Here is a 21,179-nt window from a genome sequence, read left to right on the forward strand (position 1 = left end):
GATATCTGAGATTCCCTGGATCGTCGTGCATGGAGTTAGGCGACACGTGGCCCTCTTCGAGTGCGTGTTTTTCTATGTCAAGTACGGCCACTAGGACGCCGCAACTGTATTCGGCTATTGATAGTTCTAGCGACTTTCCTCCCTAATATCCTCAATCTGCCCCTCTCGGGAGAGTACTTTTACGGCTCTCGGCCCATATATAGGCCTGTTGGCGCTCTACGTCTCAATAGGCGCCCTCTCGGGACGGCCGGAGACGTGGCTTCTAGCCGGTCTCATTGACATTGACTCCGCACGTAGCCATATCCTCAAGCACGTGGCTGACGGCGTCTCTGGCATACGCGATCCGTCGCTATAGGGCAAAGCCCTCCGGAGTCTCGGAGAGCTATTTTATAGAGACCTTCTAGGGACTACGGCAGACTTGTTCAGCTTCATGCGGCTGGAGATCGTCCACGACACACACGGCACTCTTACACACCTCACGCTACGAGCCGCGTCGCTATCCGGCGGCATAGTGATCACGATCCTACTACAGCTCCTCGTCGTCTTAAGCGAAGGCAAACTAACAACCATACAATCGCTACGTCTTGTGTACTATGAGACACTGACAAAATTCTACCACTGCACTGGAAGAGTTTTCAGGCTAGATAAAATAGAAGAAAAATAACCATATCTTTACAAATAGTTATTCTGTCCATTTCATACATCAGTCATATCCATGAAATATCATTTAGAAAATCTTCGTTGCTAGCCTGTGACATGTGTCTCCAGCCGGTTTTGTGCGCCTCACGCTCCGCGCCGTGTTAGTTTGCCCCAGCTAACACTGCGAGCCCAACCCGCCGTAGCCCCGCCGTTAACAGTGTTAATTGCGCGTCATGTTTAAATATATAGAACTACTTATTAGTTATATACCTGGTGTTGAACTGGGACAAGCTTTGGCAGGATTTCGTCACCTATGGCCTACAGGGCGTGATTGCGGTGTTGATAGTCGTTGTGGCTTGGGCAGTGGGCTCTCTTGTAGGTAAAGCCGTGAATAGATTAATTGAAAAGACGGGGTTGGAGAGGGCGTTTGATCGGACTGATGTAGGTAAGGCCTTTAGGGCGGCTGGGATCGACCTTTCTAACCTCATTGGCATGTTGATTACGGCTTTTGTAGTGGTGATTGGTATCGTAATCGCCCTCGGCTATCTGAGGATTAGTGGAGAGGCAGGAGTTCTGGTAGCTCAAGTGGCGCAGTATCTCCCGAGGCTCATAGGGGGTATCATCCTGCTTACGGCTGGCTTAATTCTCGTCGCTCTTTTGACAGACTACATAGGCAAGTTGCTCGTAAGTCTGTTTCCAAAACAGTTTGTGGAAATCGGCGAGATGTTGAGAAATCTGCTTCTGATAGGCTTGGTCGCGCTTGTTGTATCTATAGCGCTTGACTTGATGCTGTTCACCGGGCCTCTGGTGTATCCGCTTATTCTAGGCACTGTCATTATTGGGGCCGGCATCTTCATTGGCCACACTATTGTGAGGAATATCGTGGAAGACCACCCCGAGTTTGCCAACGCGGCACCCTATGCCAAATTCCTCCTGTATCTGATATTCCTGATGATTGGGCTTGGGGCTATATTTGCCAACTTCCCCGCCACCGCGCAGGTGGTGCAGAACGTGGCGTGGGGGGTTGCTATCGCGGTGGGTATCCTCCTGGCGCCTGTGGTGTACATGTTGACTAAACGGATGGCGAAGGAGGTAAAGGACTAGTTTTTCACAATCTTTATATAGTTTTACATACTCTCCGCTATGCATATTGAGATTAGGGATCCCTCCCTGGTGGAGCGGCTGAGGCGGTTATTGCCTAGGCCGGACGCCCCCTTTGATGATGTCATCGTTAAGCTTTTGGAGCAACCTTGTAAGCTTAGGTTGAAGGAGATAGTGGAGGAGGTTATTGTTGCTACAAATTGGGACGCCCGTGTAGCGCGGGCTGTAGAAGAGGCTCTAAGCCGCATCTTAGGAGACCTTGACAAGAAGATAGCCCACTCTGTAGAGAGGGCTGTTAAAGAGGCCTTACGCTATGTTCAGATAGGCGCGGTTGAAGTGGGGGGCGGGTGGGATGCGGTTATTAGAGAGGCTATGAAAAGGCCTGACGGATGTCTCACCTTTGCTGAGATTAGGAAGTACTACGGCAAGAACTTAAACAGCGTAATGTTGCGAAAGAAGGGGTTCATACAGAAAGAGAGGGGGGTTTGGTGTTGGCCTAGGGAAGTTGGTCAGTAAGTCTTTGTTTTAAACATTGCATAATCACATGGGGAAGGCGGTCTTTTTCTCCAACAGTCTCTCCACTACATCTGGTATATCTCTTAATGTATTTACTACTGCGTCTGGCTCTGTCGTTGTTAGGTCTATAGACATCCTTTGTGAATGTTCTATAGATTCTTTTTTCCAGTCTCCATAGAAAACTGTAATTAGCCCGTGCTTCTTTGGGAAATACACATCAAAAACGGGGTTGTCACCTATAATCACATCTGCGTTTTTAAAGTATTCTGGGCACGTCTTTGGGCATTGGTACATGTCTGAGGTTCTCACGCCGTCTACTAGCCGATCTAGACCCAGGCGGCGTATGACGGGAAGTTGGTACCGCGCGTAGCCGTTTGTTGCGATCTCGACCCGGTGTCCCATCTCCTTTAGCTTTACCAGCGCCTCCGCCGCCCCCTCGTTGAGGGCGAAGGTGTGGAGGTGTCTCTGTAGAGATACAACAACGTCTGGCGCTTGGCTTAAGCCAAACTCCCTTGCCACCTCTGTAAAAATCTCTTGCCAATCAAAGGCTTTCCAATTTAAGGCGCGTAACAACTCTAGGTTTTTCTGTCTGGCTCTTCTCCACACCTCCTCAGGCCGAACTCCTGTCTCTTCTGCAATTTTTTCGCATAGCTCGATAAATATAGGTCTCCAGGCACTTAAAGGTATTAATGTGCCGTCTAGGTCTATGAGTATAGTCGCCATAGGGCCTCTATGACTAAAGCCAGTAGCGTAATTCCGAAGGCGGCTAGCGTGCCGTCTCTATATTTTTTCCACCGGCCTCTCGCCGCCTCTAGTGACAGATAGACCAGCGTGAGGCTTGTTGCCGCAACGCCGGCCGCTAGGACATAGAATTTTTCAAAGGCCGCTACATAGACCAGAGCCCAACCAAAGGCTGTGGAGGCCAGAGTAATGGCGGCACCTAGTTTAGCCGTTGTGTAGGGGCCGGTTATGACTGCAAGCGTCTTTATGCCAGATTTCATATCGCCCTCATAATCTATTGCCGTTTTTACAAACTCCCGTCCGAGGTTTGCCACGAGAGATGAAGTAAAGAGTAGAAGTAAAACAGTCGACATATTCCCCGCTGTTGTCATGCCGTATATATATGTCATTGACGTAAGAAAGGCCACTATTAAGTTACCAACCACGGGCACGCGTTTTAACTTGGCGTTGTATAACAAGCCTAGGGCCACGGCTACGGCATATACGGCCAGCGGCGTGAGACCTAAAAAGGCGGCAAGAACGACGCCCGTCGCCAAAGTGCCGTAGGCTACGACCCGTGCTGTGTTTATGCTTACAGCCCCTGTAACTAACGGCGCGTTTGGCCTATTTACTCTATCTTCCTCTATGTTAGATAGATCATTGTGAGCAAAGAGGCCAGCTTCTGCAAGGAAGGTGGATACGGCGAGGAGCATGAGTTTGTTTATATCGGCGTCTCCTGCCACTACGTAAGAGGATGCTGAGGCCAGCGCCGCCAACACTCCATGTTCGCCTCTTATTAAACGCCAAAGTGACACATGGGGTGTACCGCCCCTCTTTAAAACTATGATGGGAAATTTTATAAACGTCTATTTCACGGCCTCTGTGCCTCAGCATCAGAACTATTCACTAAGCGAGGAGGACGTCATCCAGTTGGTATTTAGGAAGTATGGCGTTAAGATAACGTCTGAACAAATCGTCAGGGCGTATGCCCCGGAGCAAAAGATGTCTTGGAAAAAGAGCGTCGAAGTGGCCAGGTTTATAAAGGGCATGACCCTTAGGCAAGCCAAGTCGTGGCTAGAGGACGTGGTTAAGATGAAGAGGCCTATCCCCATTAAGACTTTTAAGAAGAAACAAGCTCACCACGCAGTTCCCTGGAGTGGGTGGCCTGTGGCTAAGTGGCCTGTAAAGGTGGCGAAGAGGTTCCTAGATCTGTTAGAGAATTTGGAGAACAACGCCAGGTTCAGAGGGTTGGATGTCGAGAGAGTTGTGATTGTCCACGCCGCTGCTCACAAGGGGTATAGAATACCCAACATAATGCCTAGGGCTTTTGGCAGAGCTACAAGATTTGATGAGCAGACTGTCAACGTCGAGGTGATAGCCGCCGAATTGCCTAAAGAGGTTGTGCCGAAGCGTTACAAACTAAATCTCGTAAAGCGCTAGTCGTTAAAGGCATAAAAATAGGTCTGTATACGGCTCCCCTTTGTATAACCGGCCTTCCCCGGGGGGCTCGGGGCGCGCGCCCGAGCCGCACAGGGGCAACCCAGGCGCGCAGAGATCCGGCCGTGCTTGGGCGGACGGGCTCGGCAGATGCAACAGCCAGCCGGGTCCCCAAGGCCGGTGGGTTCATGAGTGAGCGGACTTACGATTAAAAGTGAGATAGTCGCCAGAGTGGGAAGAGCGGGTTGTTTTGTCTTCTGGAGTAGTTCCCAGTACCTCCTCTTTGCCCAGAGCAACGGAATTATATCCCTATGATCAGAGAAGCCGCAGGTGGGGCAACGCATTACGCGACCCCTCCGCCATCTTAGGCCAGCTTTATGATCTCGCGGGCGGCGCAACTAGAGATGGCTATATACGTGACGCCCGCCGTGTTGGCCACGGCAGCGGTGGCGCTGAGCGGTGTCGCCGCAAGGTGGCGTTGGGAGGCCTGGCCATGACCTTCGCAGCCGAGCCGTCGCTAGCAACTTGCCGACCTCGCCGGCGTCATACGCCGCCGTTGCCACCCCAAGTCTTGTTCAATTGACAATACCCATCGTGGCGTTAGCGGCGACACCGTGAGAACTGCCGTAGAACAAACCCGTTTTTAACCCACTTCCCCCAGGTCTGTACAAATCAAAACGCCTCACCTGAGTTTCACGATGAAACCCAGGTGTGTCGCACCTCTCTACCGGCGGGCACCAACGTGTCAGTGAAACATGTGGTCGCCACGTGTCTAGATGTTCCGTGAGCCACGAGAGAGCCGCATCTCTCCCAACGACCTAACTCTCTCCCATACCACATGCGCCCATGAGCCAAACATACAGGACGTTGAAGATCGCGATCCCTTGGCAGTTAGTCGAGGAATGGCCAGACGTCTTAGACCTAGCGATGAGGATGCACCTAGCGGCGGAGGAATATGTGAGGAAACTATTAAAGGAATTGACGGGACAAGAAGTGATGATGGAAATTCCTTTATGGAGAGCGGTGACCGATTCACCCCTTGCTGATACAAGGCGTTGAGCGCCTTGGATTAGGGAAAACTTTAAATATAGCGCCTATAGTGGGTGTGATGTCTGCTGTACAGAGGAGGTTGCCCGTCTATAAGAAAATACTGGAGGAAAATAAGAAGAAGTGGATGATTAAGGAGTTTCTCGAGTATAAACTTAGTAAATATGGCTATATAGACTCTGAAATTTTGAAAACCCCGCTTGGCACACGTATTGTGATATATGCAGAGAGGCCTTCTAGGATTATCGGCAAGAAGGGCGTAATTGTCAAGGAAATTAGTAATATACTGGTAAACAAACTCGGCGTAGAAAACCCACAAATCGATGTTATTGACGTTTCTAAGATAGAGGCGCCTGAGATGTTCCCCAAGGTTATCGCCTACCGTATTGCCAACGCCATGGCTAAAGGAGTGAGGTTTAGACGCGTTATGTTTGTAGCTGTGAGACAGCTTATGGAGGCTGGGGCCAAGGGGTTTGAGATTGTGGTGAGCGGAAAGCTCTCGACAGAGAGGGCCCGTTTTGAGAAACTTACATATGGCAAGCTCTATAAGATCGGGTACGACGCAAAGAACAGGGTTAGAAGAGCTGTTGTCCATGTGCTTCTTAAGCCTGGTATGTATGGCATAGAGGTAAGGATCGCGCCGGCCTCTTTGCAGTATTCAGACGAATACAAAATAAAGCCGCCGGTGAAACTTGAGACTACTTCACAACAGTAATTTTAAAAAGCCGCTGCTTTCGCAGTTCTCATGTCTCTAGATAACAAGAGACTTAAAGCCAGAGTTCTACGCGAAATGAAGCCAGAGGAGAGGAGAGAGTTATTAAACCAGCTTAGGGCAGAGCTTGTAAAACTTGAGACTCAAAGGTCTAGGGGTTTTGTAGAAAATCCGGGTAGGATAAGAGTGATCAAAAGGGTAATTGCTAGGATTTTAACTATTGAAAAAGAGGAATCTAGGAAAGCGGGCCAGCAGAAGTCTTCCTAAATGCCCATATGTATAGATCTTTTAGGAAGAGAGGTCTCCACGTACAAATGCTCCTATAAGGTGAGGGGGGTTGTTGTGGGAGAGACGAACAACACTTTTCTAATTCTCGCTGGCGGTCGAGTTGTCACAATACCGAAGTACCCCTGTCGCTTCTATGTATATGACTTAGGAGTTTTGATAAACGGTATATATCTTGTTGGTTACCGCGACAGAAGACTTTTTAACTGCGGCATGTTTTGATTTTTCTTAGAATCTGAAGTAGCGTCTCAAAATCTCCAGGTACAGACAAGACAATGCCTGGAACTACTCCTCTAAGCTTCTCTATTAACCCTAGCGCTTGCGGCAGTTCAACAGCTGTCTGTCTTAGTCTCTCGAGCAACGCGACATTGTTCCCTGTCTTAATCATAATATAGGGGTATATTACTGGTGGCAGACTCTCTAACTGTTTAATGTCAGTTAGATGTAGCGCTAGATAAAAGTCGGCTCCCAACCGTCTTATTCGCTCTATGTAGTCTCTTCTGAAACTAAGAAGAGCGCCTGTCACAAAGCCCATCTTCTTTGCCTCTGCCACCGCCTCCTCCGTAGTGACTTCACCAACGGGCTTGCCCTCTGCCGGCGGATCGCCCTGTAAAACCACAACATATCTTACGCCGAGTATGTAGGCGCCGCCTAGGAGAGATTTAAACCCTGTCTTGTTTACGTCGAGAAGCCTTATGTGGACTATGGGCTCCAGCCCCAACTGCTTTGCTAAAGCGCCCACCGCCAGGGAGTGCGCTGTCGGTTTACCACCCGGCGACTCTGGGATATCTACCTTCTCCACATAGGGCTTTATGGACTCCAACTTTCTGAGTACTTTGTCTCTATCTCTAAGTGGCGTAATCTCCGCAATTATCTCCATTATGGAAGCGCCAAGGGTGTAAAGAGGCGGCCTCTACCCTCGTAGAACTTAGAAAATATCTCGTAGAACGTCAGACGTAGCGATTGTACCGTCGAGAAGAGGCCCTCCGCCGAGGCTATTAGGGCGTGGGCAAACACTGCAAAGAGTAGCCCAGCGGGGCCTAGGGCTATGGCGACGCCGTTTGCCAACTTTGTCAACACGCCATGTATAAGTATGAGTATTACCAGACGAGAGAAGCTTGGTATATTTGCAAGTGCCGCTAGAGATCCCTCCACAAATCCCATGATAAACTCCTCAGTTATAGGCGGGGCTTCCTCATGGTGTTTATATCTAGCTTTGAGTACTAGAGCCCCTGTCGCGCTCCAGATAAACGCAAGCAGAAATACATATATCCAGGGGAGTTGCATCAACGGGGTTAGAAACTCCATATGAAACGCGTCTTTTATAAGGCTGAAAAACACCATACCTAATGAAAAGAAGAGTAGAGCTTGTGGTAGCACTACTGCTATTGCTACATCGGGCTCTCCCTTGAGTACCGTGTTTATGATTTTTGAAATAAAGGCAAGAAGTAACAACAGAAAGCCGAGTAAAAACGCAGCCCTTAGGGCAATTATCACACCCTCAGACTCTACCAGGGTGTGTACCCCGAATATGTGCAACAGCGGAAGTGTCGGCATTTTTATACCGAGCTCTTTTAGGCCAAATCCAAAGGCCTCTTGATATACAAAAGCGCCAAAAAACATAGACACCAAGCCTGTGAGAGTCCATATCACGCCCCAATCTCTATGTCTTCCTCCATATAACTTAGTCATTAGGAGTACCCCCAGGAGAAATAGGAGGAAGCCGTGGCCTAAGTCGCCGTACATCCAGCCGAAAAATACAGGAAAGATCAACGCCACCAAGGGAACAGGACTTAATTCATCAGCTTTAGGAACTCCATACATATATACAATTTTTGTAAATTGTCTAATTGGCGTTGGATATTTCTCCAACGTGGGTCTTCTCTCTACAGGCACTTTATCAAAATATTTATAGCGTATCTTTTTAACTACATCTAGTTTAACCAAGTTCCTCCTTATAAATTCTGTGAGTATGTCATCTATTTTCTTTACATCTTTTTCCAACGTGTAAAATATCACTGATGCAGTATTTCTATGCCCCTCCCAATTTTTATCCCCGTATAAAGAATATTCGCTGTATAGCTTTTCTAAAGTCTCCAACTCTTTCTTCAATTTTTGTAGCGATACCTCTGTAGATCTTATAGCGTTTTCGACGAGCTCTCTCCCGGTTTTTATATCTGTTAAATACTCGCGTGGCATCTCTAAACCTTTGGCATCTCCTCTCACAAGAGCTATCTTAACCCCGTCTATTTCCTGAATTACGTGGGGCGCCTCTATAGGAGTCTCTGGGTCTATAACTAGTTTGTAGCCCTCTGGAATTTTTAGACTTTCTTTTTCTGAGAGAGCGTTCAAGACCTTTCTGATTTTGCTCAGACTTGCTAGTTGGTATTCCAACTTGTTTATTTCTCTCTCGTACGATTCAAAAAGACGGCCGACCTCTAGCCCCTCATCTATTGCAGATTTATTAAAAGTATCTATAACAGTAGCTATAACGCCTCTGAGGGTATATGCGTAGTCTATCAAGTCCTTGTGTCTTAGGACTATAGCTCTGAGCTCCTCCTCTACTTTTTTTAGCTTATCCTCAATTATGTCAGGAGGATCCACCTCTGCGACCTCTTGTGGCGTGAAGATTTTTACCCCGAGTTTTTCCAACGCAGTTTTTAATTGTGATGCGCTTCTACGCTCTATAGCTACAATAAGGATATTACCCTGTTGTATAACAGAGGCGTTAAATGATTTTGCTAACTCTATAGTCTCCCTTATGGCTTTACCTGGCAATACTATAAATATGTCTATTGATTCTGTTTTAGGAATACTAACTGTCTTAAGTGAAAAAATTTCTCTTGAGATAGCTAACTTAGTCCTTAGCTCGTCTGCCAAGCGGACACGATATAAAACATCTTTGTAAATAGACTCCAGTTTTTCCAAAACAGCATTTACCTGTTGTTCTAGGTTTTCGAGAGGCAACTTTACTTGCTGTGGCTGTATATACAGCATTAATTGGTTAAGAAATTCGTCTATTTTCTTAGCTTTTTGAAAAAGAATAGGATCGTGTGGTTTTGGAAGTTTCTCAGGTCTTTCCTCAAACATAGCTACTCCTGCCTTGCCTATGAAATATATCAGTTCAGGAATTGTGTCAATGTCTCCTGCTATTCTGAATTCTACAACGCGCTCAAGAGGCATATGGCAATCGATTTCATAGCTTTTTAAAATATTTTTATGTATACGTATAGTTTACGTATACGCTAGCCATAAAAACTTTTAAGTGATATAGATCTGGTCGGCTATGGTAGAATTTGCCGTCTTTGGAACAATAGTGGGGGCTTTAGGTGTTATATACGCTATATATCTTGCCAGGTGGGTTTTAAGGCAAGATCCCGGAAGTGAGAAGATGCAATTTATTTCACAAGCAATAGCTACTGGCGCTAGGGCTTATCTTTTTAGGCAATACCGAACGCTAGCTTTACTTTTGGTAATACTTGCAATATTAATAGCCATAGCTATTGACATACCGAGAGGCACATATGGGCTTACGGCTTTAGGTTTTATAGTTGGTGCATTGGGCTCTATGTTAGCTGGTTATCTCGGCATGTATGTAACTACGAGATCTGCTTCCCGCGTTGCACAAGCCGCCGCGACTAGCGGTATGGGCAAGGCGTTATTAATTTCATGGCGCGCCGGCGCTGTCATGGGTGTATCTCTTGCAAGCGTGGCTTTGCTTTTAATATCGGCCTTCTACCTAGTTTTTAAACAAATGACGAACGAATGGGCAGTGCCTCTGGTGGCTCTAGGTTTTGGAGCTAGTCTAGTTACGCTCTTTATGAGAGTTGGCGGTGGTATATACACAAAGGCTGCAGACCTCGGCGCTGACCTCGTGGGTAAGATAGAGGCAGGCATTCCTGAGGACGACCCTAGAAACCCAGGCGTTATAGCGGATAACGTAGGAGATAACGTGGGGGACGTGGCAGGGATGGCGGCAGACGTTTATGAGTCTTATATTGTCACTGTCACAGCAGCTATTTTTCTCGCCGCGATATTAGGTCTTCCGGCTCAATACATTGAAGCCATTATATTATATGCAACACTGGCTCTGTTAGCGACGTTTGTAGGCGTAAACCTATTAAAGACATCTGGCGTCAAAAACCCACTGTCTTCCATAAGTGTTGCTATTTATGCCACTATAGCGCTATCTATCATCTTGTTTTTCGCAGGATCTTTTCTACTTGGTATCGAGCTTTGGAGAGCTCTAGCCCTTGCAACGGCTACATCTCTCGGGGCTATTATTGCACCGCTTGTAGTTAAGATAACCGACTATTACACTTCTTACAATTACAGTCCGGTGAGGAGGATAGCTGAACAAGCAAAGATAAGTCCGGCAACTGTAATCATCACCGGCTACGGTGTAGGTCTGATGAGCGCTATACCTGTCATAGCAGTTATAGCCGCAGTGCTCGGTATATCTTACATGATCGGCTACCATGCCGTACCTGTTCAAACCTTTGGCGAATATTCAAAGTATCTAGCGGGTATTTTCGGCACTGCTATGGCTAGCGTAGGTCTACTAGTAATTGCAGGTATAATAATTACCGCCGACTCCTACGGTCCTGTCTCTGACAACGCCAACGGCGTAGTGGAAATGGCTGGGTTGCCTGACAATGTAAGAGAGGTTACCGACGTTTTAGATTCTATCGGCAATACCACTAAGGCGACTACAAAGGGCTATGCTATTGCGAGCGCCGCGCTAGCTGCGCTCGTGCTATTTATCGCTTTGATATTCGAAATTGTATATGCCGTACATAAGATCATCCCCGGTGAAAACATCATAGAGATTATGGAGAAGAACTTAGGCGTTCTACAAGTTATAAATCCCAATGTATTGATAGGCGCGTTTATAGGCGTTTCGCTGGTCTACTTCTTCACAAGCCGCACGCTTGAGGCTGTAGGTAAGACCGCTATGGAAATTGTAGAAGAGATAAGAAGGCAGTTTAGAGAGAGGCCGGGTATTTTGGAGTGGAAGGAGCAGCCCGACTACGCCAGAGTTGTCGACATAGCGACCAGGAGAGCGCTTGGCGAGTTTCTGATACCGGGTCTAGCCGCTATAATAGTGCCGTTGTTAACAGGCCTTGTCCTTGGTTGGAACGCGTTGGCGGGTCTCATAATGGGCGCCATCGTCGCCGGCGTTCCCAGAGCTTTACTTATGGCTAATGCAGGCGGCGCTTGGGACAACGCCAAGAAGTACATCGAGCTCCAAGGCCTTAAAAAGACAGATATGCACAAGGCGGCGGTAATAGGCGATACCGTAGGAGATCCGTTTAAGGACACCTCAGGTCCCTCGCTGAACCCGTTAATAAAGGTCTTAAACACGCTGTCTGTAGTTTTTGCATATGCCATAGTGTTGGCTAACGTAGCAATTGGTATATATCCATTTGGACTATTGCCTCTTTAAGGTTTTTAAAAACTTTTGGCTTTTTTACGTGGGTTTTCCTCCTGAGAGCGAAGATGGGAATGTCGAATATAAACTCATGCTTAATGCTGATGATATAGATAGGCTAGCAGGCCAATTGAAACGACGTCTATATGAGGGAGGAGGAGAGGCGGTATATCTCATAGGTGTGTCAGATGACGGGAGACCTGAGGGACTCTCTGACGAGGAGCTAATCAAGGCGCTTGACATACTGCGAGAGGTTGCCAAACGAGCGAGCGCCTCTGTATACATATTGAGGATTTCCGAGGGTATCAAGGGGAAGGTCGCTGAGGTCTTGTTAAGAGCGGCCGTTAGGGAGGAGCCGCCTCCTACAGTCACAGTGGTTGTTCTAGGTAATGTAGATGCTGGAAAATCTACGTTAGTGGGAGTTTTAACTACGGGGAGGTTAGACGATGGAAGAGGTCTGGCTAGGTCATATGCGTCTAGGTATAAACACGAGGTGTTAACTGGGCGTACTTCCTCTGTATCTATGAGACTTCTGGGTTTTAACGGCGATGTTGTAGTTAACCATAGTTTACTCGATCCTCTTGACGAAGCCGAGGTATATAAAAGGTCTGACAAATTAGTTCTTCTCGTCGACGTAGGAGGGCACGAGAGGTATTTAAGGACGGCGCTTAGAGGTCTCTTTAGTTCGCAACCGGATTACGTTATGTTAGTCGTGGCGGCGAACTCGGGCGTACAGAAAATGACAAAAGAACACTTAGGCATAGCAGTTGCCCTTGGCGTGCCTGTATTTGTTGTAATTACCAGGGTAGATGTAGCGCCTCAAGAGGTTTTTCAAAGGACTTTAGAAGACGTCACTAGGATTTTAAAAATGCCGGGGGTTAGCAAGATACCCTATGTCATAAAAGAGGTGGGCGATGTCGTATTAGCGGCAAGAGCCTTGTCTTCAGGACGTGTAGCCCCTATATTTTTTACCTCCAACGTGACAGGCCATGGGCTAGATCTACTTCTGAAGTTTCTCTCTCTGTTGCCTAAGAGAAAGACGTGGGATTATAGAGGAGACTTCTTGATGTATATATCTGATATTTACTTAGTAAAAGGAGTGGGCGTTGTAGTCGGTGGGTTAATAGAGAGGGGAATTGTAAGGGTAGGGGACAAACTTTGGATAGGCCCCTATAGTGATGGGAGGTGGATTTCCACGTATATAAAATCTATCCATCTCAATAGAACGCCTGTAGAATCTGCAAAAGCCGGCAGCTTTATTACTCTGGGGCTAGACAAGGTAGATAAAGTAGAAAAAGGCATGGTTTTATCTAGCAAACCTCTTGGGGCAAGTAGGGAGGTGCTCGCCGAGGTTCTTGTATTGAGACATCCGACAGTAATTAAAGCCGGATTTTCCGGAGTTTTTCACTACAAGGCTGTTAGGACAAATGCGTATATAAAGGAGATTGATAAAGGGGAGCTCATGGTCGGCGATAGCGGCGTAGTTAAAATAGAGTTTGTGAGGCCATGGCATATAGACAGCGGCGTTTTTATCTTTAGAAATGGCCCCACTAGAATATTCGGCAGAATTTTGAGAGTAGGAGATGGAATTGCTACGGCCTAGGCCGATTTGCCGCCTTATAAATTGTGATGATTTGGAAAACTTAGACGCCGAAGGTGCATTGGAAGAGCTTAGGAAAGAGCAAGAGATTTTTAGTCTATTTCCCGATATTTATGCATATAAGTACAATTTTAAACATATATCGCCGTCTGTTATTAACGATTACGAATACTGTCCAAGACTCTTGTGGGTTCAGTATAGGCTGGGGCTTAAGTTATTTACAAAAAGATCGGCCATATCGTTAATTCGCGGTAGGTTGCTCCACGAGAGATATGAAAGAGCGATTTCTGCCTTTGATAACATCTTAGTGGAATATAAGATAGAAATAGGCGATCTTGTAGGAGTTGTAGATGTCGTAATTAGAAAAAATAATCAGTACATACCGGCGGAGATTAAGACAAGCTTGGCGTCTAGGGAGGCGCATAAAAAACAATTACAGATATATATCTATCTCCTAAAGGCGCGTTATGGATATTTGATCTATAGAGACAGAGTAGAAAGGGTAGAGAAAGACGATAAGGCGATAGATATCCTTAATAGAATCAAGGAGGTGTTAAATATGGATAAACCGCCAGAAGCTAAGTGTAATAGGTGTTCATTTTATACGATCTGTAAAAATTTAGTCTAATTGGCTAAGCGATACTTTTAATATTTAGTATTTGTCCTCTGTCATGAACGTTTATGTAGAGTACCTAGGCTTACCGGAATATACATATCTTGTGATTTATACCTTAGCGTTTTTCTCTGTGATAGCGTTGTTATACGGCGCCGAGAAGGTATATAAAAGAGTGGGGGGTTTAGCGGCGATAGTTAAACAAACCTTAGGAAAGTTAGACAGAGCATTTAGTTTTTTGTTTGAATTTTTGTCACATTATAGATTCTTCTCACGACAAGTCCTAGGTGGTACAGTGCACATGTCTCTAATCGTGGGACTTGGCATATCTTTACTTGGGACTTTAATAGTGGCGGTAGCTCAATACCTGAAGTTGGAATATGGAGGGCTACCGTTTCTAATTATGAGGTTTATGCTTGACGTTGCTACATTATTTCTTATATATGCGTCTACAGTAGGTATCTATAGAGTCTACATTAGTAGAGAGAGATATGGGAGACAGCTTAATCAATACATCTTAGTTCTCCTCGGCTTTCTTATAATTGCAACAACGGGGGTGATAATGAGGAGATATAGGATCGAATATTACCTCGGAGGTCCCTCGCCATGGTCTCCGCTTTCGTACCTTGTGCCAAAGGCGTCCTATGAGTTATACATAATTGCATATTTTATACACATAACCATTGCGTTTTCTCTAATTGCAGCATCTCCATTTGTAATGTTACGTCACATGTATTTAGCATATTCAAACTATCTACTTAACGAGAGATCGCCTGGCGAGCTTACCACCCCGTTTGAGCTTGAGAAAGTTATAGAAAGCGGTGTGGAGATCTCAGTGGGGGTTAAGAAAAAGAGCGAGTGGAGAGGCTTGCATAGCCTAATGTTTGACGCATGTACTAAATGTAGCCGTTGCCAAGACGTATGTCCCGCATATGTTGCAAAAAGACCGCTCAGCCCCATGAAGCTTATTACAAAAATCGCAGAGGCTAAAGAGGATGCAGAGTTATTCCAAGTAGGGATTTTAGAAGACGAAGTGTGGGCTTGCACGACATGTGGCGCCTGTATGTTTCAGTGTCCCGTATATATTAGACATGTTGACTACATAGTCGATTTACGCCGTAGCCTTGTCTTCGAATCGCGAGTAGACCAGAAGAAGGCTGATTTACTTATGTCAATAGGTCAATACCGTAACACACTAATGCAACCGAACGTAGGTAGACATGATTGGCTGAGAGAGCTCGGTGTTAAACATATAAGTGAGAACCCGACGGCGGAGTACCTCCTTTGGGTCGGCTGTATGGGTAGTTTTGACACTAGGTCTAGGGAGATTGTCAAGTCGTTTGTCGAGATCTTAAAACGAGTTGGCATGTTAGACAAAGTGGCTGTGCTCGGAGATGAAGAGACATGTTGTGGCGATCCTTTGAGAAGACTTGGCGAAGAAAGCAGATTTCAAGAACTTGTCCTTAGTAACAAACAGTTATTTGAGAAATACGGAGTTAAGAAATTGATAACAATATGTCCACATGGATACAATACATTTAAAAACGAATATCCTAGATTTGGCGTAAAGCTTGATGTTTATCACCATGTCCAGATAATTCAGCAATTAATTGAGGAGGGTAGGATAGTCGTAAAGAGGGGAGATACTGTATTTACAATACATGACCCTTGTTACTTAGCTCGCTATAACAGAGTGGTCAAGCCGCAGAGGAGGATCTTAGTTAAGCTTGGTGATATTAAAGAGCCGCCGAGACACGGCGAGAGAACCTTCTGTTGTGGCGCAGGTGGAGCAAACTATTGGTATGATGTCCCAGAGGAAAAGAGGATTAGCCACATAAGATTTGAGGAGCTAGTCTCTACTGGCGTCTCTACAATAGTAACATTATGCCCCTTCTGTAATGCCATGTTGTTAGATGCTAAAAGAACTAAGGAAAGCTCTGTAGAGGTCAAAGATATAGCTGAGGTTGTTTTAGAAAGTCTAAAAGAAGAGAAACTTATCGAAAATACACCAGGGGATAAAGGAGCGAGTTCGAAAATAAGTTAAAGTAGTAAACGAGTATCTTCTACACATATTTTAGCGACCTAGCTAAGTTATTAAATATGCAACCCATACGTCCCCCTACCTCTCTCTTGGCCCCTCTCCGGGGGACTTGGGGCCCGTCTCGGGTGCGCCGGGGCGAGGGGGCGGGTCATGCGGGGGCCGGCCGCGAGTCGTCTGTTGTAACAGTTTGGCGCCCCTGTCTGCCGCCCCAGGGGCCATGTGCCGTTCATGAAATAAGAAAACTTACGAGGTTAAAAGTGTGAGGGTCGCCGGAGTGGAAAAAGTTTGTTGTTTTGTTTTCTGGAGGATTTCCCAGTAGCGTTTTTCTGCCCATATCATGGGGACGTTGTCGCGGTGCGCTTTGAAGCCGCAAGCGGGGCAACGCATGAAGCGGCCCCTCTCCTCTGCCATCTTGGCTCCACAGCGGGGGCAGATGGTCGAATACAGCCGCTCCTCCACATACGGAAGGCCGTACCATCGTGCCGACTCCTTCAGTCTCCTCCTTAGTTGGCCCAAGCCGTCGAGGAGGTGTTTCTTATCGCCGCTCCCCTCCTTCGGCTCTTGGTACGTGTCGTCCTCCACTGCGTCAACTACGACGGCGGCTTGGTGTTCCCTCGCCAACTTTATAATCTCGCGGGCGGCGTTTATAACGACGTCGCGGATTATGCCGTAGCGCTTTGTCTCAAGCTTCCACAGTTGCCTCTGGAGGTCTAGCGCTCTACGCGGGTCTTCGTCCTCGTCCACGCGTGCGAGGACTCTACTCAGCCGGCTTATGTGGACGTGGATCCTCTCCAGTTTCTGAATCCGCTCCCTTTTGGGGAACTTCCACAACTCTACAACTCTGCCGTCGACCACGAGACCAACCTTTACGTAGTGATCCAACCGGTTCACATCAACAACGACAAGCGCCCTGGGCTCCACCGGCTTGACCTCCCTAACGAACACTAGAGCAATATATAGGCCGCCGAATGTCGGCTCCTTTTCACCACCTCTCTTCTCAACGCCGAGGAACGCCAACTTCAATTTAGCGCCCTCCTCCAACCGCTTTCTGATCCAAGAGATATCGCTCTTCTTCAGCTTGACGGCGAAAAGCGGTATGCCGAGTTTTCTTACTCTAACAATACCGCTCTTTAGGTCGACAAAGACTGCCATACTCATGTCTCTTTCGTTTTCGATCCTAAGTTGGGCGTTGAGCGGAACCGCCCTGGGAAACGCCACGTCGCGCCAGAACACCCTGGCTTTATCCACGAAGTGCCTCTTGAGACCGTGCTTGGGGAATGTCTCTTCTATATATCTTATATGCCAGCTCCTTCTTGTCCGGCGTGAGAAGACGATCTAGCTCCTCCGCCGTGAGCTTCGGCTCCTCTTGCCTTGTGATTTCCCTTAACAGCCTTCTGACGTACCCCTCGGCCGCTAGGCGCACCCTCACGGCGAGGTCTAAGACGTCCGGCCGCTCTTCGACGAGGCGCCATGGGATTCTGATCTTCAGCGTCCTGTAGACTTGGCTCATATGCGTAAAGAGCGTGAGGGAGAAAAACTAGGCGTCGAGACCCCGTTGTGGGCGGGTAGGGCGCCGGTCTTGGGAAAGCTATAACGGGGAAATTGCGGTTAATATCCGCCCGGCGGCGTTTACGATGTATGCGACATCTTCACACCTCCCCCGCCACATGCGCGAAAAAGCCAGAAATACCCTTTCAACTCTTTCGACTAACCTGTCTGACAGCGACGACGTAAGGCAGGTGAACCGAGGTAGTAGAAAGTGGTTGGGGACTGCGTTAGAGGTGTGGGTGGGTTGAAAAACGGGTTATGGGCTTGGGAGAGCTTTTGTGGATTACGCCAAGTTCCTCTGGCATGATATAGTGTTTCAACGGGTAGTTCCGTTGAACACCTAACTGAGGGTCGAAAACGAAAGAGACACAGGTAAGGCGGTCGTCAAATTGACAGAGCCCAGGGCTATTGACGCAACCCGTAACCCGCTAAGGTCTCGATCCTCAAGATATTCCTGTTGCTTCATGAGAGTAGCTGATAAAGGCGCTAATTTAGAGACCGGCTCAAGGCCGGAAGCCGGAGGATAACCACTAAGAAGCTTGGCCTAATTTAACGTCCTATGTTTACAGAATTGTTTATTAACACATTTGTTTAGATAGATATGCCTATCAGAGTCGGTATTGTAGGAGTGGGAAACTGTGCCTCTGCTCTTGTCCAAGGCATCGAGATGTATAAACATAATCCAAATCTAGAACCAATAGTTGCTTTTAGAGAGATAGGTAGATACAGGCCTCACGACATAGTGTTTACATCGGCTTTTGATATCGATGCTAGAAAAGTTCACGTAGACTTAGCTGATGCTATATTTCAACCTCCAAACAATGCGACAGTGGTTTTTAAGCCGCCGAAACTAGGGGTGATAGTACGCCCAGGCCCAGTTCTTGATGGGGTTCCAGAGGGGGGTCTCGTTACAAAGGTTGTCGAGGGTTCTGTGGAAGATGTTGTGAAAGAGCTTAATTCTACGAATACAGAGATTTTAGTAAACTATTTGCCAACAGGCGCAAAAAAAGCTGCAGAGGCGTATGCAGAGGCGGCATTAAGAGCCGGCGTCGCGTTTATAAACGCCATGCCAGCTCCGGTGGCTACGAGCGAGTATTGGCAAAAGAGATTTGCAGAGAGAAACTTGCCGTTGTTAGGCGACGATACGCAGAATCAAATAGGCGCAACAGTGCTTCATAAGACTTTAGTGAGGTTGTTGGCGCTGAGAGGCGTAAAAATAAAACACACCTACCAGATAAATGTAGGGGGCACTCCTGACTTTGTAAATCTTATGTATAGACGCGGCGATAAAGAGAAGACAAAGACGGCTGCAGTTAAAATGATGGCCGTGGGACAAGAGTTTGATGCGTATATCTCGCCAGTGGCTTATATAGAATTCCTCGGCGATAGAAAGATAGCACATATGCTTATAGAGGCCGAAATTTTTGGCGGTCTTCCCATCAGAATTGATGTCACTCTAGATGTTCACGATGCTTGGAATAGCGCAGCAGTTGTAACAGACGCCATAAGACTCGCCAAATTGGCACTTGATAGAGGAATAGGTGGGCCGTTAATAAGCGCATCGGCGTGGGGGTTTAAAAACCCGCCTGTCCATATGAGTCCCGATGAGGCCTATAGAGCCGTCGTAGAGTTTATAGAGGGTAAACGCGATAGATGAAGGCATATCAACGTTTTAAACGCTGTATTGGACAAGGCAATCTGTGGCTTTATGTAGTCAGTATACTTAACAAACGGGGACCTTTACATGGATATGCTATCATACAAGAACTGAGAAAATTCGGTTTTTATATAAGTACAGTATATGGCTATGTGCTTTTGAAAAGAATGGTAATGGACGGGGTATTAAAAGAAGTAGAGGTAGGGGGTAGAAAGCTCTATACTGTATCAGAAGCGGCACAGGAGAACTTTAAAAAAGCCATGGAAGACCTCAAGAACTTAGTTCAACAACTTACGTAAGCGCAATCCGCTGATAAGATATGACGTGCGTTATCCAAATTACAGGTAGAAAAGACGTGGGCAAAACCCTATTGGCTGAGAAGATAATTACACAACTAAAGAAAATGGGCTATACAGTTTCTGCAATTAAGATAAGTCACCATGAGCCAGAGCCTCCTCATAAAGACACTCACCGCCTTAGAAAAGCCGGCGCAGATAAAGTCTTGTTTTATAACGGCGATATTTATGTGGTTTATACACGTGAGGTTCTATGTGACGATATAGTGGCGGACTATGTAATTGTGGAAGGTTTGCGTGATAAAAAAATTGGTTACAAAATTCATATAGGGCCAGATCCGCCGAATGATGCCGACGTCGTGATAGACTCGCCTGATAAAGAAATTGAAGTCGTGTGTATACAACAAGACCTATGTACGCTTCTTAAAATAATCTCTACATATCGGCCGGCGCGTAGATAAGTTATTTAAACTTTTGAGTATATAAGAGACGCCGGGGTGGCCGAGCGGCCCAAGGCGGCCTGCCTCTGTGCAGGCCTGACCGGGACTTGAGACTTAGCAAGCAATCCCGTCCCCGTCTAGGGGGCGTGGGTTCAAATCCCACCCCCGGCGCCATATGTATTTTCAATCTCGTTTTCCCACCTATCCTGGAGATATCTATCTTTCAATATCCTATATGCAGCATATTCCTTGCCAAGGTAAAAAGAGTGGTCAGGTAGCAACTTTTGTGCCTCTCTACGTATGTTCAAGTAGTTGAGCTCAAGTTGCCTTAACAAAATACCGCGTGGGCCATAGTGGTAGAGCTTGTCGGCTAGTACAAAATTGCCGTGTGGATCATAAACATCCCTTTTATAAATCTCTAGTCTCACCATAGGCAATGCCGTCTCTATATCTCTCTTCTGGATAAAGGCTGGCGTAGCCAGCAAGGCGGCAGCTTTGTCAAGTCCACAAGGCCATTCTCGTAAGACATCGCAAGGCCTTGCTACGTATACGCCTTGTGTCTTTAGTTGGAGGATTAGTATATTATATATCACATCGCCGACATCTACGCCATATGTGAGAATGTAATCTATGGCTTTAGACCTAAGGGCCTCTAAGTCGTTATCATAGAGAATATGAGGGCCATAGTAAGGTAGTCTCTTCTCTGGGGTCTCTAATTTGATTTCTATACGTGGTCTAACAAGCGTCGCCTTAGGATTGTAAAGAGAATAAACCGCTTTTCTTAACTCCTCCTCGCTTTTCCAACGTAAGTCGACGACATTAACGCCGAGGTTTTTTACATATTCACACGGTATTCTCAAAGCGTCGTTACACATGCCCCTCAACGCTTGAACGATCAACTCCCCCGCACCGTTTAAATCAGGGCCGTAGACTATTACTGTGTCTACATTGTTATACTTTTCATAAAGCGACTTTACGATAAAGTTGACAGCATCTGCAGAGTATACAGTGCCTACAAACGCCACTTTCTCGACGATCTCTCTACTTATTTTTTCAGGGCTGTACCACAGCAAAATAAGCAAGAGATTTGACACGG

At 46.7% G+C, this 21,179-nt stretch carries 19 protein-coding genes, 1 tRNA gene and 2 pseudogenes; 16 read left to right on the plus strand and 6 right to left on the minus strand.

The features are described 5' to 3' along the window. Nucleotides 1-430 precede the first annotated feature (430 nt). The 3 genes from ACZ49R_RS11330 (at nt 431) to ACZ49R_RS11340 (ending at nt 2,256) form a co-directional block, all read left to right on the plus strand. A complete protein-coding gene (locus ACZ49R_RS11330) occupies nt 431-664 on the plus strand; it encodes a hypothetical protein (protein WP_053240477.1) in 234 nt (77 codons plus the stop codon). A gap of 239 nt (nt 665-903) precedes the next feature. Beyond that, on the plus strand, nt 904-1,743 hold the full coding sequence (locus ACZ49R_RS11335) for a mechanosensitive ion channel family protein (protein WP_464734137.1): 840 nt from the start codon (nt 904-906) through the stop codon (nt 1,741-1,743). Between the two features lie 39 nt (nt 1,744-1,782). Beyond that, nucleotides 1,783-2,256: a hypothetical protein gene (locus ACZ49R_RS11340; protein WP_464733178.1), complete on the plus strand. Its 474-nt coding sequence runs from the start codon at nt 1,783-1,785 to the stop codon at nt 2,254-2,256. A gap of 24 nt (nt 2,257-2,280) precedes the next feature. Here the strand turns inward: ACZ49R_RS11340 and ACZ49R_RS11345 are convergent, their stop codons facing one another. Together ACZ49R_RS11345 and ACZ49R_RS11350 are read right to left on the minus strand one after the other, a co-directional pair. Continuing rightward, on the minus strand, nt 2,281-2,979 hold the full coding sequence (locus ACZ49R_RS11345) for an HAD family hydrolase (RefSeq protein WP_464733179.1): 699 nt from the start codon (nt 2,977-2,979) through the stop codon (nt 2,281-2,283). Beyond that, a complete protein-coding gene (locus ACZ49R_RS11350; RefSeq protein ID WP_464733180.1) occupies nt 2,961-3,791 on the minus strand; it encodes a geranylgeranylglycerol-phosphate geranylgeranyltransferase in 831 nt (276 codons plus the stop codon). The genes ACZ49R_RS11345 and ACZ49R_RS11350 overlap by 19 nt, the downstream gene beginning before the upstream one ends. Nucleotides 3,792-3,858: 67 nt before the next feature. Here ACZ49R_RS11350 and ACZ49R_RS11355 point away from each other — a divergent pair, with 67 nt between their 5' ends. The 5 genes and pseudogenes from ACZ49R_RS11355 (at nt 3,859) to ACZ49R_RS11375 (ending at nt 6,679) form a co-directional block, all read left to right on the plus strand. Next, nucleotides 3,859-4,416 carry a 50S ribosomal protein L22 gene (locus tag ACZ49R_RS11355; protein ID WP_464733181.1) on the plus strand — a complete coding sequence of 186 codons (558 nt, stop codon included), beginning with the start codon at nt 3,859-3,861 and terminating at the stop codon, nt 4,414-4,416. Nucleotides 4,417-5,259: 843 nt separating this feature from the next. Further along, a pseudogene (locus ACZ49R_RS11360) lies at nt 5,260-5,406 on the plus strand (zinc ribbon domain-containing protein); the annotation flags it as partial. Nucleotides 5,407-5,521: 115 nt separating this feature from the next. Continuing rightward, entirely contained in the window at nt 5,522-6,175 is a 654-nt protein-coding gene (locus ACZ49R_RS11365; RefSeq protein ID WP_464733182.1) for a 30S ribosomal protein S3, read from the plus strand. A gap of 30 nt (nt 6,176-6,205) precedes the next feature. Beyond that, nucleotides 6,206-6,439: a 50S ribosomal protein L29 gene (gene rpmC, locus ACZ49R_RS11370; RefSeq protein ID WP_464733183.1), complete on the plus strand. Its 234-nt coding sequence runs from the start codon at nt 6,206-6,208 to the stop codon at nt 6,437-6,439. After that, nucleotides 6,440-6,679 (plus strand): hypothetical protein, encoded by a 240-nt coding sequence (locus ACZ49R_RS11375; protein WP_464733184.1) that lies wholly within the window; start codon nt 6,440-6,442, stop codon nt 6,677-6,679. It abuts the gene before it with no gap. On the opposite strand, the gene ACZ49R_RS11380 is transcribed toward ACZ49R_RS11375, so the two are convergent. Both ACZ49R_RS11380 and ACZ49R_RS11385 read right to left on the minus strand, forming a co-directional pair. Then, on the minus strand, nt 6,660-7,337 hold the full coding sequence (locus ACZ49R_RS11380; protein ID WP_464733185.1) for a methylenetetrahydrofolate reductase: 678 nt from the start codon (nt 7,335-7,337) through the stop codon (nt 6,660-6,662). The two genes, ACZ49R_RS11375 and ACZ49R_RS11380, sit on opposite strands and share 20 nt — an antisense overlap. Continuing rightward, nucleotides 7,337-9,640, minus strand: coding sequence for a V-type ATPase 116kDa subunit family protein (locus ACZ49R_RS11385; RefSeq protein ID WP_464733186.1), 2,304 nt, complete (start codon nt 9,638-9,640; stop codon nt 7,337-7,339). Before ACZ49R_RS11385 ends, ACZ49R_RS11380 begins: the two co-directional genes overlap by 1 nt. 103 nt (nt 9,641-9,743) lie before the next feature. Between ACZ49R_RS11385 and ACZ49R_RS11390 the strand changes: the two genes are divergently transcribed. From ACZ49R_RS11390 to ACZ49R_RS11405, 4 genes are read left to right on the plus strand one after another with little or no spacing between them, the layout of a single operon-like run. Next, nucleotides 9,744-11,903, plus strand: coding sequence for a sodium-translocating pyrophosphatase (locus ACZ49R_RS11390; RefSeq protein ID WP_011763450.1), 2,160 nt, complete (start codon nt 9,744-9,746; stop codon nt 11,901-11,903). 28 nt (nt 11,904-11,931) lie between these two features. Continuing rightward, nucleotides 11,932-13,491 (plus strand): GTP-binding protein, encoded by a 1,560-nt coding sequence (locus tag ACZ49R_RS11395; RefSeq protein ID WP_464733187.1) that lies wholly within the window; start codon nt 11,932-11,934, stop codon nt 13,489-13,491. Next, entirely contained in the window at nt 13,472-14,116 is a 645-nt protein-coding gene (cas4, locus tag ACZ49R_RS11400) for a CRISPR-associated protein Cas4 (RefSeq protein WP_464733188.1), read from the plus strand. The genes ACZ49R_RS11395 and cas4 overlap by 20 nt, the downstream gene beginning before the upstream one ends. A gap of 43 nt (nt 14,117-14,159) precedes the next feature. After that, nucleotides 14,160-16,145: a (Fe-S)-binding protein gene (locus tag ACZ49R_RS11405; RefSeq protein WP_464733189.1), complete on the plus strand. Its 1,986-nt coding sequence runs from the start codon at nt 14,160-14,162 to the stop codon at nt 16,143-16,145. A gap of 240 nt (nt 16,146-16,385) precedes the next feature. On the opposite strand, the pseudogene ACZ49R_RS11410 reads toward ACZ49R_RS11405, so the two are convergent. Continuing rightward, nucleotides 16,386-17,652, minus strand: a pseudogene (locus ACZ49R_RS11410) (zinc ribbon domain-containing protein). A gap of 639 nt (nt 17,653-18,291) precedes the next feature. Between ACZ49R_RS11410 and ACZ49R_RS11415 the strand changes: the two are divergent. From ACZ49R_RS11415 to ACZ49R_RS11430, 4 genes are all read left to right on the plus strand, one after another. Beyond that, the gene (locus tag ACZ49R_RS11415) at nt 18,292-19,347 is read left to right on the plus strand and encodes an inositol-3-phosphate synthase (RefSeq protein WP_011763444.1); all 1,056 of its coding nucleotides are present in this window, start codon (nt 18,292-18,294) and stop codon (nt 19,345-19,347) included. Beyond that, entirely contained in the window at nt 19,344-19,646 is a 303-nt protein-coding gene (locus ACZ49R_RS11420) for a PadR family transcriptional regulator (RefSeq protein ID WP_011763443.1), read from the plus strand. Before ACZ49R_RS11415 ends, ACZ49R_RS11420 begins: the two co-directional genes overlap by 4 nt. A gap of 20 nt (nt 19,647-19,666) precedes the next feature. After that, nucleotides 19,667-20,104 carry a molybdopterin-guanine dinucleotide biosynthesis protein B gene (locus ACZ49R_RS11425; protein ID WP_464733190.1) on the plus strand — a complete coding sequence of 146 codons (438 nt, stop codon included), beginning with the start codon at nt 19,667-19,669 and terminating at the stop codon, nt 20,102-20,104. 30 nt (nt 20,105-20,134) lie between these two features. Next, nucleotides 20,135-20,257, plus strand: a tRNA-Ser gene (locus ACZ49R_RS11430). On the opposite strand, the gene ACZ49R_RS11435 is transcribed toward ACZ49R_RS11430, so the two are convergent. Continuing rightward, on the minus strand, nt 20,236-21,177 hold the full coding sequence (locus tag ACZ49R_RS11435) for a thymidylate synthase (RefSeq protein ID WP_464733191.1): 942 nt from the start codon (nt 21,175-21,177) through the stop codon (nt 20,236-20,238). The two genes, ACZ49R_RS11430 and ACZ49R_RS11435, sit on opposite strands and share 22 nt — an antisense overlap. Nucleotides 21,178-21,179: the final 2 nt, after the last annotated feature.

It is taken from the genome of Pyrobaculum organotrophum, assembly GCF_055384425.1.

Excerpts from the sequence above, each read along its gene's own strand:
- ACZ49R_RS11330 (WP_053240477.1), top strand. The coding sequence starts at position 431 with ATGCGGCTGGAGATCGTCCACGACACACACGGCACTCTTACACACCTC.
- ACZ49R_RS11340 (WP_464733178.1), top strand. The coding sequence starts at position 1,783 with ATGCATATTGAGATTAGGGATCCCTCCCTGGTGGAGCGGCTGAGGCGG.
- ACZ49R_RS11345 (WP_464733179.1), bottom strand. The coding sequence starts at position 2,979 with ATGGCGACTATACTCATAGACCTAGACGGCACATTAATACCTTTAAGT.
- ACZ49R_RS11365 (WP_464733182.1), top strand. The coding sequence starts at position 5,522 with ATGTCTGCTGTACAGAGGAGGTTGCCCGTCTATAAGAAAATACTGGAG.
- rpmC (WP_464733183.1), top strand. The coding sequence starts at position 6,206 with ATGTCTCTAGATAACAAGAGACTTAAAGCCAGAGTTCTACGCGAAATG.
- ACZ49R_RS11375 (WP_464733184.1), top strand. The coding sequence starts at position 6,440 with ATGCCCATATGTATAGATCTTTTAGGAAGAGAGGTCTCCACGTACAAA.
- ACZ49R_RS11380 (WP_464733185.1), bottom strand. The coding sequence starts at position 7,337 with ATGGAGATAATTGCGGAGATTACGCCACTTAGAGATAGAGACAAAGTA.
- ACZ49R_RS11385 (WP_464733186.1), bottom strand. The coding sequence starts at position 9,640 with ATGCCTCTTGAGCGCGTTGTAGAATTCAGAATAGCAGGAGACATTGAC.
- ACZ49R_RS11390 (WP_011763450.1), top strand. The coding sequence starts at position 9,744 with ATGGTAGAATTTGCCGTCTTTGGAACAATAGTGGGGGCTTTAGGTGTT.
- cas4 (WP_464733188.1), top strand. The coding sequence starts at position 13,472 with ATGGAATTGCTACGGCCTAGGCCGATTTGCCGCCTTATAAATTGTGAT.
- ACZ49R_RS11405 (WP_464733189.1), top strand. The coding sequence starts at position 14,160 with ATGAACGTTTATGTAGAGTACCTAGGCTTACCGGAATATACATATCTT.
- ACZ49R_RS11415 (WP_011763444.1), top strand. The coding sequence starts at position 18,292 with ATGCCTATCAGAGTCGGTATTGTAGGAGTGGGAAACTGTGCCTCTGCT.
- ACZ49R_RS11420 (WP_011763443.1), top strand. The coding sequence starts at position 19,344 with ATGAAGGCATATCAACGTTTTAAACGCTGTATTGGACAAGGCAATCTG.
- ACZ49R_RS11425 (WP_464733190.1), top strand. The coding sequence starts at position 19,667 with ATGACGTGCGTTATCCAAATTACAGGTAGAAAAGACGTGGGCAAAACC.